This is a genomic window from Halococcus agarilyticus, assembly GCF_000334895.1.
GTDB classification, from domain to species: domain Archaea; phylum Halobacteriota; class Halobacteria; order Halobacteriales; family Halococcaceae; genus Halococcus; species Halococcus agarilyticus.
Map to the genome: position 1 here is coordinate 110351 of NZ_BAFM01000013.1, position 17962 is coordinate 128312.

The window sequence follows — 17962 nt, forward strand, 5'->3', positions numbered from 1 at the left end:
CCTACTGGGGGCGTGCTGCCGGTATGCACGTGGTGATCGTCGGTGCGTACGGCAGCGCGGGAGTCGCAGTCGCCCAGGAACTCGTCGAGCGACGGGACGAAAGCTCCGAAGACGTCGAGCTCACGCTCGTCGACGACGGCGAGCCGGGTGGCGGGTTGTGTATCCTCCGTGGCTGCATGCCCTCGAAGGAAGTGCTCTCGGCCGGTGCACACCGGTTCCAGGCCCGCCACGATCACCGACTCTCGGGATCGCTCCCCGACGTCGATCTCGAGTCGGTGGTCGAAACCAAGAACGAGCACACGTCGAACTTCGCGGCCCATCGCCGGAGCGCGGTCCACGACCTCGCCGAGCGCGAGAACGTCGAGTTCCTCCACGAGACCGCACGGTTCGTCGACGATCACACGGTCGCGGTGGGTGATCGGACGATCGAGGCCGACTACGTCGTGATCGCCACCGGCTCGACCGTGAACGTCCCCGACCTCCCCGGGATCGACGAGGTCGAGTACATGACCAGCGCGGACGTGCTCGATAGCACGACGTTCCCCGACAGCGGGGTCGTGATGGGCTTTGGCTACGTCGGGATCGAGATGATCCCCTACCTGAGCGAGGCGGCAGGGATGGATCTCACGGTGATCGAACACGACGCGCGCCCGCTCGACGAGGCCGATCCCGAATTCGGCGACGCGCTGCTCGACATCTATCGCGAGGAGTTCGGGATCGAGGTGTTGACCAACACGTACGAGCAGTCGGTCGAACCTCACGGGGACGGGGTCCGTCTCCACGTCGAGCGCGACGGACGGGACGAAACGCTTGACGCCGACGAACTGTTCCTCTTCACGGGCCGTCGGCCGGCGTTCGACGGACTCGGGATGGAGCACACGGCGCTCGATCTCGACCCGGCGACGGGTGCAGAGACGATCGAGCACGCGACGATGCAGCCCGAACCGGGGTGGGTCGCGGACACGATGCAGGCCGAAGCCGACCCTCGGACCTTCGTCGTCGGCGACGTCAACGGCAAGGAGCCGATCCTCCACGTCGCCAAGGAGCAAGGGTTCACCGCCGGCCGAAACATCCTCGCTCACGCTGCCGGCGAGGAACTCGAAGCGTACGAGAACGTCCACCACCACGTGATGTTCTCGGGACTCGGGGTGTACCCGTTCGCGCGGGTGGGCCACTCCGCAGCGACGGCCGAAGAGGCCGGCCTCGACGTCGCGACCGCGACTCGCCAAGCGTCGGACGACGGCGTGTTCAAGACCAAAGACGTTCCCGAGGGGTTGGCGCGCCTCGTGGTCGACAAAGAGGACGGCACGGTGCTCGGCTATCAGGGCCTCCACTACCACGCCGACGTGATGGCGAAGACGATGCAGGTGATCGTCGAGCGTGGGATGGACGTTCGCGAGATCCCTGACCGGGCGTATCACCCGACGACGCCCGAGATCCTGGACGGGTTGTTCCGCGAAACGAGCGCCGAACTGGAGTGACGTCGGGGAGCAGCCGAACTCGCGTCGAGACATCGAGCGCGTGCCGAGATCGAACTCGTCGATGGAGTTAACCGATAGTGGGTCATAGTGGGTCACATCATGGAGATCGAGACCGACGACATCCGCACCAAGGAGGCGGACGACCGCGGGCGACTGTACCTCGGCACCGAGTACGCGAACAAGCACGTTACCGTCGCCGTCGTCGACGTCGAAACCGACCGACCGGACGAGGACGAACTCGCGGCGGCGTACCGCGACGCGGCCGAGTCCGCACGCGAAGTCACCGACGACTGGGAGCACGCATCGGACGAAGCGTGGGAGTCCCTCGGTCCGTCCCCTCGCATCGAGGGCAGCGGCGACGATGAGTGAGGAGGGGGCGGACGTCCGGCGCGGGGACATCGTTATCGTCGAACTCGATCCGACGCGCGGACACGAGATGCGAAAGACGCGTCCAGGCGTCGTCGTCCAGAACGACGTCGGCAACCGGAACGCGAGCACGACCGTCGTCGCCCCCGCAACGACGACCCACCGCGGGTATCCCTTCGAGGTACTCGTTCCCGCTGCCGGGAGCGATTTCGAGCAGGATTCGTCGGTTCGCGTCGATCAGCTCCGAACGGTCGATATCGCCGAACGAATCCGATCCGTCGTCGGCCGGCTGTCGGCGTCGGTCATGCGCGACGTCGACGACGCGCTGCGGATCGAACTCGCGCTGGACTGAACGTACCCGTCCCACGACCGCGGCCCGAATCGGGTGAGGAAACGTCCGTACTCTCCCATACCCGTATATAGACGAGGTTTAACCGCCAGGTGACCGATTCGTAAGCATGGCGAGCGACCCCGCGAGCGTCCGCGACCGAGTACGGGAGCTGTTCGCGCTCGAACGCGACGTGCTCGTGCTCTCGGTCGCGATGTTCGCGTTCAGCCTCGGGTTCCAGATGACGAGCCGGTATCTCGGGGAGTACATGGTCGCGCTCGGCGCGAGTGCGTTCGTCGTGGGACTCTACGGCACCTTTTCGAACGTGATCAGCGCAGTCTATCCCTACCCCGGCGGCGCGATCTCGGATCGAATCGGCTCGCGGTACGCGCTCACCGTCTTCGGGCTGCTCTCGGCGGTCGGCTTCGCGGTGTGGCTCGTCGCGCCAGCGTTCGGCGCGCTCGCTGTCCCCCTGATCTTCGTCGGGCTCGTCTTCGCCCAGGCGTGGAAGTCCTTCGGGCTGGGGGCGACGTTCGCCATCGTCAAACAGAGCGTACCGCCCGCGCGGCTCGCGGAGGGCTTTGCGAGCACTGAGACGTTCCGCCGGACCGCGTTTCTCGTTGGACCGCTGCTCGCGGCCGGGGTGTTCGCCATCCTCGGGGCGACCGACACCGGATCGATGGCCGACGCGCAGGTGGTCGAGGCATTCGTCGTCATTCTCGCGATCGCGGTCGTCTTCGCCGTCCTCGGCACGCTCGCCCAGCACGTCCTCTACGATTCCGCTGGCGACGACTTCGGGAAGGCGTTCGAGGGAGTCTCGCAAGTCGCCAACGATCTTCGAAATCTGCCCCCGGAACTCCGCCCGCTGCTGATCGGCGATACCCTGGTACGGTTCGCCAACGGGATGGTGTACGTCTTCTTCGTACTCGTCGTCACCCGGTTTCTGGGCGTCGGTTTCTCGGCGACGCTCCCCGTCGTCGGGACCGTCGATCTCTCGCCCCAGGCGTACTTCGGCGTACTCCTCGGGATCGAGATGGCGGTCGCGCTCCTGACGATGATCCCCGTCGCGAAGCTCACGCGACGGGTGGGACTCAAACCCGTCGTCGCGGTCGGGTTCGCGGTGTACGCGGTCTTTCCCGCGCTGCTCGTCGCCGCGCCGCCGGATGCGGGGGTGCTCGCGGCGCTGTTTGCCCTCTCGGGACTGCGCTTTGCGGGACTGCCGGCGCACAAGGCACTCATCGTCGGGCCGGCGGAGCAGGGGGCGGGCGGTCGCGTCACCGGCTCGTACTACCTCGTTCGCAACGTCGTCGTGATCCCGAGCGCGGCGCTCGGCGGCGTGCTCTACGGCGGGCTGGCGGTGCCAGACGTCGGCACGTTCGCCGGGAGCCCGCCGCTCGCGTTCGGCGCAGCGACGGTCATTGGACTCCTCGGTACGGGCTACTTCCTCGTCTTCGGCGAGGAGTTCGCGGCCGTCGGTGGCTGACTACATGGATCGAACGGTCCGCTACCACGCCGAGTACCCGCCGTCGACGACGAGTCCGTGGCCGGTGACGTAGGAGGACTCGTCGCTGGCGAGGAAGGCGATGCAGTCGGCGATCTCCTCGGGCTCGCCGAGTCGGCGGAGGGGGTACTGAGCGGTCATCCGCTCGCGCGCGGTCTCGGGGTCGTCCTGGGATTCGAAGTACTCACGGCCGAGTGCGGTGTCGGTGAAACCCGGACAGACGGCGTTCGCGCGCACCCCGTGTGGCCCCGCCTCGGCGGCCACCGCGCGGGTGAAGTTGAGCACCGCGCCCTTCGTGAGCGAGTACACCGACTGTTTCGGCAGGCCGAGCACGCTCGCCAGCGACCCGACGTTCACGATCGCGCCCGATCCCTGGGACTTCATCGCCGGCAGGGCGGCGTGACAGCCGTTCCACACCCCTCGAAGATTGACGTCGAGGACTCGATCGAACGTCTCGGTATCGGTCTCCTCGACGACCGCCGGCGGCTGACCGATCCCGGCGTTGTTGACCAGCGCGTCGAGACTGTCCTCGGCGGCGATGGATTCGACGAGATCCACGAACGCCGCCTCGTCGCGCACGTCGAGTTCGTGGAACGTCGCGTCGCCGTCCGCCGCTTCGATCCGCTCGACGGTCTCCTTGCCGCCCTCGCGGTCGACATCGGTCACGATCACCCGAGCGCCTTCCTCGGCGCAGCGCTCCGCGGTCGCACGCCCGATCCCCGCCCCCGCACCCGTCACGAGCACCGTTCGATCGTCGAATCGCATGGAACGACCACCACAGGCCGGCGATATAAACCCGATCGGTCGTGAACGAACGATCGTCACCTTCGATCGGATCGTCGGCGATCGGGAGCACGACGGATCGAAGTCGGCTCCGACGGGTCGCCGAAAGAACGAACCACGCCGCCGACCATCGGGTCGTATGGCAGCCGACCAGCCACTCGCCGGCCACGCGGCGATCGTCACCGGAGCCAGCTCGGGGATCGGGAGCGCGACGGCGCACGCGCTCGCACGTGAGGGGGCCGACATCGTGCTCGCCGCACGGCGGGAGGAACGCTTGGAGGAACTCGCCACGGAGCTCGAAGCCGATCACGGCGTCGCGACCCTCGTCGCGCCGACCGACGTCACCGAGGAGGACGCGGTTGCGGACCTCGTGGATGGGACGGTCGACGCGTTCGGCAGCCTCGATGTGCTCGTCAACAACGCCGGCCTCGCGCGCGGGGCCGACGTCGGGACCCTCTCGACCGAGGAGTACCGCACCATGATGGGCGTCAACGTCGACGGGTGTTTCTTCACGACGCGCGCGGCGCTGCCGCATCTCCGGGCGTCCGAGGGCAACCTGATCTTCGTCGGGAGCTTCGCGGGGCAGTACCCCCGCCCGTTCAACCCGGTCTACGCCGCGACGAAGTGGTGGGTCCGCGGGTTCGCCCACAGCGTCGCCGGCGCGGTCGGGGAGGCGGGCGTCGGCGTCACCGTGGTCAACCCCTCGGAGGTGCGGACGGAGTTCGGTGACGACGAGACCTTCGAGGAACGGTTCGACGAGGGCGAGGTCACCGAGCCCGACGAGATCGGCGACGCGATCGCGTTCGCCGCGCGCCAGGACCGCTCGACCGTGAGCGAACTCGACCTCTTCCGGCGCGACAAGTTCAGCGACTTCTGAGTTCGACCGCGAGCGCGTCGGCGGGGTCGGCCGGGCCGCGGACGTATCTCGTGGGATCGCGCTCGACCGCGAAAGCGTGGATCGTGACCACCAGACGCTCCGAATCGAGCGTCGCGCGTAGAACGGGGCCGACGCTCGTGATCGCGACGTACGGCGGCGCGGCGACTGGTTCGGCCGTGAGCTCCGCGCCGAGTGCGTCGATGGCCCCCGCGAGCATCGCCGGGAGGCGATCGAGCACGCCCGCACGATCGAGCCTCCGCTCGAACGGATCGACCACCGCCGCGCGGTCGGGGGTCGTGTCGCCGTCCCACGAGTCGGCGACGACGTCGGCGCACACGAGCACGGTGTCGAGCAGGTCGGCGTGAGTCGTGAGAAGATGCTCGCGAACGGTGGCCGCCCGGGACATCGCTTGCGGGCTCACTCCGCGGGCGCGGCGGCGCAGTTGTTCGGTCCGAGTTCGAGTTCGAACGCGGTCTCGTCGTCGGCGTTCTCCTGTCCGCGGTTGATCGCGACGATCCGTTCGTGGTTCGCCGGCCGCGGCCCCATCCCGTCGAGCAGCCGCTCGACGAATTCTTTCCTGCCCATCGAGAAGGCGGGAAGTCGCTCGCGGAGGTCACCGAGCCGCGCGGTGTACGCACCGCCAGCTTCCGGCTGTTCAGACGGACCGTGGTGGCCCGGCGCGACGAGAAGATCGTCGTCGAGCGCGTCGAAGCGCCCGGTCAGCGTGTCGTGGAGCGTTCCGGCGAGGTCGCGCGCACCGTCGGCACCGGCTTCGAGGTCCGGCCGTGGAACGCCATCGAGGAACAGCGAGTCGCCCGTGAGCAGGGCGTCGCCGGCTCGGAACGCGAACGCACCCGAGGTGTGGCCCGGTGCGGCGATCGCTTCTATCACCGTGTCGCCGAGCGCGAGTGCTTCGCCGTCGGCGACTGTCGTGACGCCGTCGACGCCACGCGCGGCGGCAGGCTCGGGGAAGAGTGGCTCAGCGCCGGTTTCGGTCGCGAGTCGCCGGACGCCGCTCACGTGGTCGGCGTGGAGGTGGGTGTCGATCACGTAGCGGAGATCGACCCCGCGATCCGCCGCATCCGCGACGTACCGATCCGTGAACGCTCGGAGCGGATCGATCACCGCCGCCTCGCCGCCGGCGTGGACGAGATACGCGAGGCAGCCGCTGGAGGGTCGGCGATACTGAATGATGGTTGCGGGACCGCCGGAGTCGATCTCGCTTGCGCGATAGACCCGCGCCCAACCCGTCATCCCCTCGGCGAGGTTGCGGGCCGCGACGCCCGCCCCGGCGAGCAGGTCGGCGACGTGATCGCTCGCCTCGCCGCGGCCACAGACCACCGTGATCGGCTCGTCGAGGTCGAGATCGGCGGCGAGGTCGTCGACTCCGCCGGTGACCTCGGCCTGGAGGAACCGGGCGTAGGGGACGTGCTCGTGCTCGATCGACGATCCTTCGATGGCCCACGACGCGATCTCGTCGCGGTCGCGGACGTCGAGTACGCTCACCCGATCGCCGGCGTCGATGGCGCGCGCGAGTTCGGCGGGCACGAGTGCGTCCATGCTCGATCCGGGTTCGGAGTCGCTCATGCGTGTGGTAGGCGTCCGCAGCCGATATACTGTGGGGCGGAACCACTCGGACTACGGTCGGCGCGCGGCGGGCGCGTCGCGGTGTGGAGACGCGCCCGCTCGTGCGAGGTCTGCGCGAGCGGTGCGAGGCGTGAGCGAAGTGAGGGCCTCGACCGCGAACGGCGAGCGAAGCGAGCAAACGAAGGAATCGGTTGGGGAGGGTGTGGCTCGCGGTTCTCGTTTGTATCGTGAGTCGCATGCGTACGGATCAGCCGTCCACTCTCTGCTCATGGGCGACGCTCGATCGGCCCCCGGACAGTATAAGCGTCGACCACGATAGCTGGTGTCATGGACGGCGAGACCCTGATCGACGACGTGCGCGAGGCGAAGGCGACCCGGCTCGATCGGCTCGGCGGGACCAAGTGGCTGCTCGCGGCGACGGGGGCCGATCTCGAAACCGAGCGCGTCCTCCGGGTGGCGGCGGCGAGCGAGACGGCCGCCGCCGAGACGTTCGAACGGTGGGCCGACGACGAGGGGAACGATCGGGCGCGCGAGGCGTTCGCGTCGGTCGCGGCGCTCGAACGCGATCACGCGGCCCGGGTCGTGGACCATCTCGACGGCGAGTCCGAGTCGGAGGTCGACTTCGAACCGGAAGCCGAGTCTGGCGCGCTTCACGAGTTCCTTCGAGGTCTCGACGGGACGCCCGAGCGCGTCGGCGCGGGCCTCGTCGGACGGCCGCTCGTGAGCGACCGCACCACCGTCCAGATCGTGAGCTTCTTCGTCAACGAGGCGGATGAGCGCCGCGCCGATCTCTTTCGAGAGCTCCGAACCGAGACCGACGAACTCCTCGACGAAGGGGCGACGGTGCTCGATGGGGTCTGCACCGTGGACGACGACTGGGAGCGCGCCCGCGCGGCCGCCACGGGGACGATCGACATCGCGTACGACGAGTTCGCGGACGATCTCGGCGCGATGGGACTCGACCCGCGCTCGATCTGCTGAGTCGTGCCGTCGGTCGCGGCTGCGGTGTGGCTGCCGGGTCGCTCGCAACCGAGTACGGGTGCCGAGAGCGGAGCGTGTCTCAGATCGAGAACTCGTAGAGATCGTCGCCGACGTGGTGGAGCGACTCGACGACCTTCCCCGAATCGCCAGTCATCTCCTCGCCGTCGACGAGCGCGCGACCGATCGCGAGAGCCTTGCCGTGGGTCTCTTCGACGATCACGACGTGCTGGCCCGCCTCGATCCCGGGATCGGCCTCGGTGATGCCCGGCCGCATCACGTCAGCGCCGTCGGAGACGAACGAGATCGCGCCGGTGTCGACGGTGACCACGCCCGTCTCGGCCGGGTGGGCGTTCGCACCGCGCACGGTGAGGAAGGGCTCGTCGTCGAGGTATATCACGAGCGGCTCGCCGTCGACGAGGACGAGATCACGGTCGCTCTCGGCGAACTCGACGCGCTCGTAGGTGTCGCCAGCGAGATCGACGCCGAGCCGATCGGCGAGCGTCCGCTCGATTTCGTCGACCGCGTCGCTTCTGAGGTGGTGGCGGGATCTGACCTGCATACCCTCCCGTACCCATCGGCGGTGATAAATCGTGCGCCAGCGACGCGGACACAACGCGAACACGACAGCGTGCCGACGCGAAGAGGTAAGTGCGCGGCTGCCGAAGGAGGTCGTATGTGGGGGTCCCGGCGCACCCGGGAAAGCAAAACGGTCACCTGTATTGCGTGCGGCGGCTCGGTCCGGCGCTCCGAGGCGCGCGAGTACGACAAGCACGGCAATCGGTGGGAGCGCAGCGGCAAGGAGTTCGAACACCTCTGCAAGGACTGCTACCGGGATCTCTGCCACCAGCCACGCGACGAGCTCGAAGCCCTCCTCGTCGAGATCCACGCCGTCGAGGGGACCGATTCACGCACCGCGTTCCTCCGGCGGTACGGGGAGCTCGTCGAGGAGCGCTACGGCCCGCTGGAAGAGCGCGAGCGCTGAGTGCCCCGCCTTCGGACGTGTCACCGCCGCCGTCGATCACGCTGCCAGAACGACTAATTGTCGGCTCCCCGTAGCGCCGTCATGAGCGATCAAGCAGCCGCCGGCACCACCGAGGGCCAGGGACCGGTCGAGATCGACGAGGAGCTCGCCCGCCACCTCGAAAACAAGCGCGAAGAGCTGTTCGAGAAGTTCGGGATCCACGAGGAGTTCCCCGACGAAGTGCTCGACGAGGCCGAGGCCCGCACCGAGGACGTCAAAAGCGAGATCGACGACGAGCTCGACGATCGCCGAGATCTCCGGGATCTGACGACGTGGACCACCGACCCGGTCGACGCGCGGGACTTCGACGACGCGCTCAGCATCGAGAAGGGTGAGGAGGAGTTCGTCCTGTGGGTCCACATCGCGGACGTGACCCACTACGTCCACCCCGAAAGCGAGATGTGGGCCGAGGCGGTCGAGCGGGCGAACACGGTCTACCTCCCGGATCACACCGTCCACATGCTGCCCGCGACGCTCGCCGAAACCGTGTGTTCGCTCGTGCCCGACGAGGACCGCCTGGCGCACACCGTCGAGATGCATCTCGACCGCGAGACTCTCTCCTTCGAGTCGATCGACATCTACAAATCGGTGATCCGGAGCGACGAGCGGCTGACCTACACCCAGGCCGAACGCCGGCTCGACGATCCCGAGAGCGCGCTCCACGAGGAGAGTTCCTTGGTGTTCGAACTCGCCGACCGTCTCCACGAACAGCGCAAAGAGGATGGATCACTCGTCCTGAATCCGCGCCGGGACCGCGCCCACACCATCATCGAGGAGTGCATGCTGAAGGCGAACAAGGCCGTGACCCACGAACTGATGTGGGATCGAGGGGTCGAGGCGATGTACCGCGTCCACCCCCAGCCCTCACCCGACCAGTGGGACGACGCGCTTCAGGAGATTCAAGAGCTCGACGGCGTGTCGATCCCCGGCGACGCGTGGGGCGACGATCCCCGAATCGCCGTGAACGCCACCCTGGAGGAAGCCCCCGAGCGACAGTTGGGGAAGATACAGTACGCCGTGATGAAGGTGATGCCGCGCGCGCGCTACATGAACGACCCCTTCGGCGGGCACCACGCGCTCAACTTCGACATCTACGGGCACTTCACCAGCCCGATCCGGCGGCTCTCCGATCTGGTGAACCACTGGATCGTCCACGCGAACGACGTGCCCGAGAACCTGCTACAGCTGTGTGATCACGCCTCCGACCAGCAGCAGGCCGGCGAGAAGTGCGAACGCGAGTACAAGCAGTTCCTGGAGGAGGTGGGCTTGGATGCGGATGCGGTGAACAATCGGGGAATCGAGGTTGTCGGGGAAGACTAATTTCCAGTAGATAGTGTTCCTCATGCCCATCCATCGGGAACGAAGAACTCGCTGTCGGTCAGGTCAACCCTATGACTTTCCAGCCGATTGACCGCACCCACGACCCGCGCCACCGGGAGTGAATCCTCCGGCAGGAAACCATCGCGCGAACGTGTGACAACGACTACTCCGCGATCGCCTGGGCGATCAGCGCGATGATGATGATCGGGATGCCGATACCCGAGGCGATCAACACCACGAGAATCAGGACCTTTCCGACGGTGCTCGCGTCGCCCCAGATCGATCGCCGTGCGTCGTTGATGCTCTCCGCGAGATCGTTGATCGCGCCCATGCAGAGAGAATCGAGACGGAACGTGTTCATCGCTGGGCCGGCCAGCGCAAGCAACGGGGCCGTTCAGTCACCGTTCGATCGGACGGCGAAGCCACAATCGATCGGTGGTTCGTCGATCTCGGCCGTTCAGTCGGTCGCCGTCTCCGCGGCGCTCGGAGTCCGACTCGCGCTCTGGAGCTTGCCGATCCGCCACCGGAGGACGACGACCGTCACGAGGCCCACGACGAGGGCACCGTTCATGACGTACAGCGCGCTCGTGTAGTTCCCCGTCGATTCGAGGATCGTCGAGGCGAGCTGTGGGCCGGCCACGCCGGCGACGCCCCACGCCGTGAGCGCGTAGCCGTGGATCGCGCTGACTTCCTCCGTGCCGAAGAGGTCGCTGAGGTACGCCGGCAGGCAGGCGAACCCGCCGCCGTAGCACGTGATGACGAGGAAGATGATCCCCGCGAGGAGCCAGACGCCCGTGACCTGTGGCATCAGGAAGAAGGCGACGATCTGAATGGCGAAAAACGCCGCGTACGTCGTCGTCCGGCCGATGTAGTCCGACAGACTGGCCCACACGATGCGGCCGCCGCCGTTGAAGATGCCGATGTAGCCGGTGATGAACGCGGCGGTCGTCGCGCTCGCGCCGGCGATCTGCTGGAGCATCGGCGAGGCAAAGGCGAGCAGCATGATGCCCGCGGAGACGTTGATGAAGATGATGAGCCACACCATCCAGAAGCGTGGCGACGTGCGCGCTTCCTTCGCAGTGAGGTTGCTGATTCCCGACAGCGCGCTTCTCGCCTCCTCCTGGTTTTCCGGCGTGTCCTCCATCCCTTCGGGGAGCCATCCGTCCGGCGGCTTGGCGAGATAGCTCGATCCCGCCGCCATCAGAACGAAGTACAGCGCTCCGAGGGCGAAAAAGGCCGTCGCGACGCCGTAGCCCTGGATCAGGAAGTTCCCGAGCGGGCCGGTCAGCAGCGCGCCGGCACCGAACCCCATCACCGCGAGGCCGGTGGCCATCCCCCGACGGTCGGGGAACCACTCGACGAGCGTTCCAATGGGTGTGATGTATCCGAGCCCGATCCCCATCCCGCCGACGACCCCGAACGTGGCGAGGAACAGCGGGAGGCTTCCGAGGAGGACACTCACGCCGGAGCCGATCATCCCGAGACCGTACAGGACGGCCGCAGCCAGCCCGGATTTCCGTGGGCCGTACTTCTCGACGTAGCTACCCAGGAAGGCGGCCGTGATCCCGAGGACGAACACCGCGATGGAAAAGGCGGTCGTCACGCTCGACGTGCTCCACCCCTGCGTCTCGTTCAGCGGTATCTGGTAGATACTGTACGCGTAGATGCTGCCGATCGACAGGTGGATCGCGACGGCCGACGCCGCGATCAACCACCGGTTCTTGTCCGTGCCTGTGGATGACATCCTCTAACGGCACGGTCTATCGTTAATAACAAGTTTTGGTTGACGAAGCGGTTGCCGATTCTTGCGTACCGAGAAACGAAGTTTTCTTTGCACTAACCAGTTACAGTTCTGTCGCCAAAACGAGCTTCGCATCGAATCGGCTCCGAAGTGCAGCTCCGCGGTCCGAACGCGCCACGCCGATCACTCGCTCATCGAGGCGGGGACGGTCGGGACGACCGGCATTCGCGATGTCGCGAGATATGTCGCCTTCCGGAGTGCGCCCTTCGCGTACTGGCGCGCGCTCCGGTGGATCGGGGTGCGCTTGCCCCTGATCTCGGTCGCGCCCGCACGCATCGCCTCGACGACCGCCCTCCCGTCGATGGCCGCGGGGCGAAGCGACGCCGCGTCGAGGTCGATCCGGATCTCGGTGTACGCTCGGCCGACGTTCGGGAGGATGTGGGCGTCGCTCGCGCCGACCTTCGGATACTCGCGGGCAGCGGCGAAGGCCTTTGCCCGGCGGTTCCGATAGCCCGTGAACACCATCGAGTTGTATACCTCGATCGCGTCACAGTCGGTGAGGTTGCGCTTCCTGACGCCGTGACGGCTCCGCTGGAAAGGGTGGGGAACGACTGCGACGCCGCCGAGGTCGCGGATTCGTTCGACCGTTTCGGCGAGCGGTCGGCCGCGCTCCGGTCTGGTCTCCACGCCGATGGCGAGCAGGTGGCCGTGGCTGGTCGAGACCTCGACGCCGGGGATCCCGAGCAGACCGTACTCGGGTGCGAGTTCGGCCGCCCGGAGCGACTCCTCGATCGCGTCGTGATCGGTGACGACGATCCCGTCGAGGTCGATCTCGCTCACGTGTTCGAGGAGGAGTTCGACCGGCTCCCGGCCGTCGTACGAGCCCTCGGAGTGAACGTGTGGGTCGATGGCGACCGTGGCCGTCTGGCTCATCGATGACGATCCTATCACCCGATCGGTAATAACGATTGCTCCGACGGATGGAGCGGTAGCTGTGTGGCACAGGATGCCCCACCGCGAGCGACCGGAGGGAGCGAGCGGGCGCGAGGACGACCACGGTCGCAGCGAAGCTGCTCCCTGCTCTTGCTCGCTTCGCTCGCAAGAACGAGGGAGGTCCGACGCGCTTTTTCCCCACGTTTTTGCAAGCGAAGGAGCGACCGTAGGGAGCGACTGAGCGAAGCAAAAAGTGGAATGGACTCGCTGGGATTCGAACCACGCCGAGACGGTCCTGCTCGCTCCCTACGGTCGCTGTGCGGGCTGCGACTCGTCTACTTCGGAATCCCAGCTTGATCATTCTCGCTCGTAAAACTCGCTCCGATGGACTCGCTGGGATTCGAACCCAGGGCCTCTTCCTTGCGAAGGAAGCGATCTACCGCTGATCTACGAGCCCGCACACGGTCTTATCCGGGCGGCCCGCTTGTAACTTGCGTTCTGTCCCGGGGTTCGCCGACCGCCAGCAGACCCATCCGCCCGGCGAGCAGTCCGAGCAGGAACCCGGTGAAATGCGCCACGAGAGCAACCTGGAGTGAACCAGTCAACACCGTAACGACGACCGCGAGCACGACGAAGATCGCGATCTGTGCTCGCCGACCCAATCGGAGTACGTCGAGCACTGACCCCGACACCCGATTGCTAGCGGCGACGTACCCCAGCAGCGCGAAGATCGCGCCACTCGCGCCGAGCACCCGGCTTCCAGGGAGGAAGATCACTTGGGCGAGTCCTGCGAGCACGCCCGTCGTAATGAAGAAGGCGTGATACCGAAATCCCGTGGTCGAACGCTCGACGATCAGCCCGACCAGCGCGAGCATGACCGCGTTGCCGATGAGATGTTCGAGGGATCCATGAGCGTAGACGCTCGTCACGAGCGACCACGGCCGCACCGGAAACGTCGGACCGAGAACGAACAGCGTCGTATGAAGGATCCGAAACGGCCGCAACAACGTCTGTACGGCGAACACGACGGCCATGATCGCGAGCGTCTGAACCGTCGGGCTTCCCGCGAGGCGACCCATATCCGTAACTGTGGCTCACGATAGAAAACTGCACGGGTGGTGTGAGTCGAGCGCGTGAGCGAATGCAGTATCGCGAACGACGGCCGCCGACCCGGCCCAAGCGCCGAGCCGCTCAGTCTTCGAGAACGATCTCGATGGAGACGTCGTTCGGCACCTGGATCCGCATGAGCTGACGGAGTGCGCGCTCGTCGGCGTCGAGGTCGATCAGCCGCTTGTGGACCCGCATCTCCCAGTGCTCCCACGTGGCGGTGCCCTCGCCATCGGGGGACTTCCGGATCGGGACTTCGAGCTCCTTGGTCGGCAGCGGGATCGGCCCGCTGAGATTGACCCCCGTCTTGGTGGCGATCTCGCGGACGTCGTCGCAGATGTCGTCCAGGTCCGCTGGGCTGGTGCCGGCGAGGCGGACGCGCGCCTGCTGCATTATGCCTGGTCGACCGAGAGGACCTTGCCGGCGGCGATGGTCTGACCCATGTCGCGGATGGCGAAGCTCCCGAGTTCGGGGATCTCGCTCGACGGCTCGATGCTCAGCGGCTTCTGCGGGCGCACGGTCACGACGGCGGCGTCACCCGACTGGATGAAGTCGGGGTTCTCCTCCGACACGTCGCCGCTGGAGGGGTCGATCTTCGAATCGATCGACTCGATGGTGCAGGCGACCTGTGCGGTGTGAGCGTGGAAGACCGGGGTGTAGCCCGCGGTGATCACGCTCGGATGCTGCATCACGACGACCTGCGCCTGGAAGGTCTCGGCGACCTTCGGCGGGTCCTCGGCGGGGCCACAGACGTCGCCCCGGCGGATGTCGTCCTTGCCGATCCCACGGACGTTGAACCCGACGTTGTCACCGGGTTCTGCCTTGGGGACCTCCTCGTGGTGCATCTCGACGGTCTTGACCTCGCCGCCGACATCAGAGGGCTGGAAGGAGACGTTGTTCCCGGTCTCGAGGATGCCTGTCTCGACCCGTCCAACGGGGACAGTACCGATGCCCGAGATGGTGTAGACGTCCTGGATCGGGAGTCGGAGCGGGGCGTCGGTCGGCGGCTGGGGCTCCGGCAGGCTGTTGAGCGCTTCGAGGATGGTCTCCTCGTCGTACCAGTCGGTGTTCTCCGAGGCCTCGGCGATGTTGTCGCCTTCGAACGCCGAGATCGGGATGAAACTCGCGTCCTCGGTGTCGAAGTTGACCTGGCCGAGGAGGTCCTTGACCTCCGCGACGGTCTCGTCGTAGTCGTTCTGGTCGTAGTCGACGAGGTCCATCTTGTTGACCCCGACGATCAGCTCCTGGATCCCGAGGGTGCGGGCGAGGAAGACGTGCTCCTGTGTCTGGGGCTGGACGCCGTCGTCCGCCGCCACGACGAGCACGGCGTGATCGGCCTGGCTCGCGCCCGTGATCATGTTCTTCACGAAGTCGCGGTGGCCAGGCGTGTCGACGATGGTGAAGTAGTACTCGTCGGTGTCGAACTCCTGGTGGGCGATGTCGATGGTGACGCCGCGCTCTCGCTCCTCCGCGAGGTTGTCCATCACGTAGGCGAACTCGAAGCCGCCCTTGCCCTTCTCTTCGGCTTCCTCTCGCTGCTGCTCGATGACGTGCTCGGGGACGTTGCCTGTCTCGTAGAGGAGGCGTCCGACGAGCGTGCTCTTGCCGTGGTCGACGTGGCCGATGATGGCCAGGTTCTGGTGCGGTTTGTCTGCCATTGGTGTCTCACGCGCGGGTAGCGCTGTACCGGGATCGTTCGGTAGTTCCAGTTAAAACGATTACGATGCAGCGGCCGAGAACGCCAGCCTCGGACGGTTTGGGACGCCTGCACACAGCCTCGTCGCTGCGGATAACCGGGTTCGATCAGGGGAGTCGGCCGACATCGCCGAGCACCGCCGTCGCGGTCGCCCGGCCGCCCGCGCCACGCCCGCTCAGGTTCAACTGGCCGGCGTGGCGGGTTTCGAGCTGGACGATGTTCTGGGTCCCAGTCACGGCAAGGGTCCCGTTCTCCGGCACGAGACGGGGGCCGACCCGGACTTCGGGCTCCCCGTCGCCGTCGACGACCTCGCCGACGAGGCGAACGGTACGGCCGTCGTCGGTGGCGAGATCGAGCGCGCTCGGAGTGAGATCGGTGATCCCGGTGACGTCGGCGTCCGCGAGCGTCGTCTCGCCGTCCCCGAGAACGTTCGCGAGGATGGCGCACTTGAGCGCGGCGTCGGTGCCCTCGACGTCGAAGGTCGGATCAGCTTCGGCGACACCGAGGTCCTGAGCCTCGGCGAGCACGTGATCGTAGTCGAGTCCCTCGGCGCTCATCCGCGAGAGGATGAAGTTCGCGGTCCCGTTGAGAACGCCCCGGACGGCGGTCACGTTCGTCGGGCCGAGGTCCGCGATCGTCGAGAGCACCGGGATCGCGCCGCCGACGGCGGCCTCGAACAGCACAGTACCGTCACTCTCGCGCTCGGCCGCACGGAGGTCGGCGTAGCGCTCGGCGACTGGCCCCTTGTTCGCGAGCACCACGTGGCAGTCGCGGTCGAGCGCGCGGCGGGCGTGCGAGAACCCCGGCTCGGCGTCGCCGAGCGTCGTCGGCGTGGCCTCCACGAGGACGTCGTACTCCGCACCGAGCGCGCGATCGAGTTCAACAGTTCCGACGCCGCGGCCCTCGGCCTTCCGTTCGAGTGCGGCCTCGACGTCGACCCCCTCGGGATCGACCGTCGCACTCGTGGAGTCGGCGAGCGCCGTCACACGGTGACCGTACTCGCCCGCGAGCTCGCAGACCGCGCTCCCGACCGCACCACAGCCGACGACTGCAAGCCTCATCGGTCGGCCCCCACGAGCGGCTCGACGAGGAGGAGATCCTTCTCGTCGGCCACCGCGCGAACGGTGTCGAGTGCTCGGTCGCGCTCGCCGGCCTGGGTCGCCAGCCGGAGGCGGGCGCTCGCGGGTTCGTCGGTGCCCTCCGGAGCCGACAGCGCGACGTCCGCCACCGAGGCGCTCGCACACTCGACCCGCGAGAGGGTATCGGAGAGGTCGGTCTCGACGAGATCGCCGACGAGTACGACCGAGAGTTCCTCACCGTAGCGTTCCGCGCCGGCCTGGATGACGTTCACACCGGCCTCGCGGAGCGCGGTCACGATGGTCTCGAAGCGTTCGGGCGTCGCCTCCAGATCGACCTCGACCGGGATGTGGCCCCGGGGGGTGAGCGAGCCGCGCTCGTGGAAGATCGAGAGGAGGTTGCCGCCGTTGTCGGCGATGGGTTCGAGCGCGCGGAGGAGTTCGCCAGGCTCGTCGACGAGTTCGAGTCGGACCGTGTAGGCCGAGACCGCCCCGTCGGTGGACTCGCTCACGGCGACCACCGCAGGGTGCGTGCGTCAGTCGGGTTCATACCCCTGCTCGCGGGCCGTCGGGCTTAAACGCTCACTTCTGTGTCTCGTTCGTCGACGCCGCGTCCGCCAGCGCGGCTCAACCCGAAACGTCCCGCTGACAGTCGAATCGCTTAGGGTCGAGCCGTCCCGATTTCGGGTATGTCGATCGCACACCAGGTGGTGGACATCCTCGTCTCGGGGCTCTCGTCGTTTCTGCTCAGCGCGTTCGCGCCGCAGCTCGCGGTGACGATCGGGGTCATCCTCGCCAGCATGTACTACTTCTCGCGGAACCCGTGGGGCAGCCAGAACGGCGAGGAGATCAACGATCAGGTCGACGATCTCTACGAACGGTATCTGCCGTTTTGAGGGGGCGGTGCGGTTGCGACGCGGCGGTGCGGGCCTGGCGGATGAAGGGCGAGCGAACGGAGTGAGCGAGGGCTTCGGCGGTGCTGTCACCGAGCGGTGGCGGCTGCGGGGCTGTGGGTTGTGGAGAGCACCAGCGATCGTACCGCGAACGAGCCGCAGGCGAGTGAGCGGGTGTTTTTAGTCCAGGTTTTTGCGAGTAGCGAGGGACGCGGAGCGTCCCTCGTACCGTGCGAGCGGGCCTGTCCGGACGCGAGAGAGTGGTGGGCGG

21 protein-coding genes and 1 tRNA gene are annotated in these 17962 nt (G+C 67.1%); 9 read left to right on the top strand and 13 right to left on the bottom strand.

All coding sequences use genetic code 11. The features are described 5' to 3' along the window. Nucleotides 1-23: 23 nt before the first annotated feature. From TX76_RS11700 to TX76_RS11715, 4 genes are all read left to right on the top strand, one after another. Nucleotides 24-1481, top strand: coding sequence for a dihydrolipoyl dehydrogenase family protein (locus TX76_RS11700; RefSeq protein ID WP_049902671.1), 1458 nt, complete (start codon nucleotides 24-26; stop codon nucleotides 1479-1481). Between the two features lie 99 nt (nucleotides 1482-1580). After that, nucleotides 1581-1850 (top strand): hypothetical protein, encoded by a 270-nt coding sequence (locus tag TX76_RS11705; RefSeq protein WP_049902672.1) that lies wholly within the window; start codon nucleotides 1581-1583, stop codon nucleotides 1848-1850. Next, nucleotides 1843-2199 carry a type II toxin-antitoxin system PemK/MazF family toxin gene (locus tag TX76_RS11710; RefSeq protein ID WP_049902673.1) on the top strand — a complete coding sequence of 119 codons (357 nt, stop codon included), beginning with the start codon at nucleotides 1843-1845 and terminating at the stop codon, nucleotides 2197-2199. Before TX76_RS11705 ends, TX76_RS11710 begins: the two co-directional genes overlap by 8 nt. Before the next feature lie 106 nt (nucleotides 2200-2305). Next, the gene (locus tag TX76_RS11715; protein WP_049902674.1) at nucleotides 2306-3658 is read left to right on the top strand and encodes an MFS transporter; all 1353 of its coding nucleotides are present in this window, start codon (nucleotides 2306-2308) and stop codon (nucleotides 3656-3658) included. Nucleotides 3659-3679: 21 nt separating this feature from the next. On the opposite strand, the gene TX76_RS11720 is transcribed toward TX76_RS11715, so the two are convergent. Beyond that, a complete protein-coding gene (locus tag TX76_RS11720) occupies nucleotides 3680-4441 on the bottom strand; it encodes an SDR family NAD(P)-dependent oxidoreductase (protein ID WP_049902675.1) in 762 nt (253 codons plus the stop codon). Nucleotides 4442-4598: 157 nt separating this feature from the next. Here TX76_RS11720 and TX76_RS11725 point away from each other — a divergent pair, with 157 nt between their 5' ends. Then, nucleotides 4599-5336, top strand: a complete 738-nt coding sequence (locus TX76_RS11725; RefSeq protein WP_049902696.1) for an SDR family oxidoreductase — start codon at nucleotides 4599-4601, stop codon at nucleotides 5334-5336. On the opposite strand, the gene TX76_RS11730 is transcribed toward TX76_RS11725, so the two are convergent. Next, the gene (locus TX76_RS11730; protein ID WP_049902697.1) at nucleotides 5323-5742 is read right to left on the bottom strand and encodes a hypothetical protein; all 420 of its coding nucleotides are present in this window, start codon (nucleotides 5740-5742) and stop codon (nucleotides 5323-5325) included. The two genes, TX76_RS11725 and TX76_RS11730, sit on opposite strands and share 14 nt — an antisense overlap. An 11-nt stretch (nucleotides 5743-5753) precedes the next feature. Then, nucleotides 5754-6923, bottom strand: a complete 1170-nt coding sequence (locus TX76_RS11735; RefSeq protein ID WP_049902676.1) for an MBL fold metallo-hydrolase — start codon at nucleotides 6921-6923, stop codon at nucleotides 5754-5756. Nucleotides 6924-7250: 327 nt separating this feature from the next. Between TX76_RS11735 and TX76_RS11740 the strand changes: the two genes are divergently transcribed. Further along, nucleotides 7251-7904, top strand: a complete 654-nt coding sequence (locus TX76_RS11740) for a hypothetical protein (RefSeq protein ID WP_049902677.1) — start codon at nucleotides 7251-7253, stop codon at nucleotides 7902-7904. 79 nt (nucleotides 7905-7983) lie between these two features. On the opposite strand, the gene TX76_RS11745 is transcribed toward TX76_RS11740, so the two are convergent. Then, entirely contained in the window at nucleotides 7984-8463 is a 480-nt protein-coding gene (locus tag TX76_RS11745; protein ID WP_049902678.1) for an RNA-binding protein, read from the bottom strand. Between the two features lie 114 nt (nucleotides 8464-8577). Between TX76_RS11745 and TX76_RS11750 the strand changes: the two genes are divergently transcribed. After that, entirely contained in the window at nucleotides 8578-8886 is a 309-nt protein-coding gene (locus tag TX76_RS11750) for a DUF7562 family protein (RefSeq protein ID WP_049902679.1), read from the top strand. A gap of 81 nt (nucleotides 8887-8967) precedes the next feature. Then, complete coding sequence (locus TX76_RS11755) at nucleotides 8968-10245, top strand: ribonuclease catalytic domain-containing protein (RefSeq protein WP_049902680.1); 1278 nt, start codon at nucleotides 8968-8970, stop codon at nucleotides 10243-10245. Between the two features lie 163 nt (nucleotides 10246-10408). Here TX76_RS11755 and TX76_RS17625 read toward each other — a convergent pair whose 3' ends face one another. From TX76_RS17625 to TX76_RS11795, 9 genes are all read right to left on the bottom strand, one after another. Continuing rightward, nucleotides 10409-10576, bottom strand: coding sequence for a hypothetical protein (locus tag TX76_RS17625; protein ID WP_154019067.1), 168 nt, complete (start codon nucleotides 10574-10576; stop codon nucleotides 10409-10411). A 126-nt stretch (nucleotides 10577-10702) separates the two neighbouring features. Next, nucleotides 10703-11989, bottom strand: a complete 1287-nt coding sequence (locus TX76_RS11760) for an L-lactate MFS transporter (protein ID WP_049902681.1) — start codon at nucleotides 11987-11989, stop codon at nucleotides 10703-10705. A 180-nt stretch (nucleotides 11990-12169) separates the two neighbouring features. Continuing rightward, nucleotides 12170-12919, bottom strand: a complete 750-nt coding sequence (locus TX76_RS11765) for a CehA/McbA family metallohydrolase (protein WP_049902682.1) — start codon at nucleotides 12917-12919, stop codon at nucleotides 12170-12172. Between the two features lie 385 nt (nucleotides 12920-13304). After that, nucleotides 13305-13376 (bottom strand) — tRNA-Ala (locus TX76_RS11770). A 10-nt stretch (nucleotides 13377-13386) separates the two neighbouring features. Then, nucleotides 13387-13998: a rhomboid family intramembrane serine protease gene (locus TX76_RS11775; protein WP_049902683.1), complete on the bottom strand. Its 612-nt coding sequence runs from the start codon at nucleotides 13996-13998 to the stop codon at nucleotides 13387-13389. Between the two features lie 112 nt (nucleotides 13999-14110). Further along, nucleotides 14111-14422, bottom strand: coding sequence for a 30S ribosomal protein S10 (gene rpsJ, locus TX76_RS11780; RefSeq protein WP_228842370.1), 312 nt, complete (start codon nucleotides 14420-14422; stop codon nucleotides 14111-14113). Then, complete coding sequence (tuf, locus tag TX76_RS11785) at nucleotides 14419-15684, bottom strand: translation elongation factor EF-1 subunit alpha (RefSeq protein ID WP_049902685.1); 1266 nt, start codon at nucleotides 15682-15684, stop codon at nucleotides 14419-14421. The genes rpsJ and tuf overlap by 4 nt, the downstream gene beginning before the upstream one ends. A 145-nt stretch (nucleotides 15685-15829) precedes the next feature. Then, nucleotides 15830-16783: a homoserine dehydrogenase gene (locus TX76_RS11790; RefSeq protein WP_049902686.1), complete on the bottom strand. Its 954-nt coding sequence runs from the start codon at nucleotides 16781-16783 to the stop codon at nucleotides 15830-15832. Next, nucleotides 16780-17319, bottom strand: coding sequence for an amino acid-binding protein (locus TX76_RS11795; RefSeq protein WP_079890817.1), 540 nt, complete (start codon nucleotides 17317-17319; stop codon nucleotides 16780-16782). Before TX76_RS11795 ends, TX76_RS11790 begins: the two co-directional genes overlap by 4 nt. A 168-nt stretch (nucleotides 17320-17487) precedes the next feature. Here TX76_RS11795 and TX76_RS11800 point away from each other — a divergent pair, with 168 nt between their 5' ends. After that, entirely contained in the window at nucleotides 17488-17694 is a 207-nt protein-coding gene (locus TX76_RS11800) for a hypothetical protein (protein ID WP_049902687.1), read from the top strand. Nucleotides 17695-17962 lie beyond the last annotated feature (268 nt).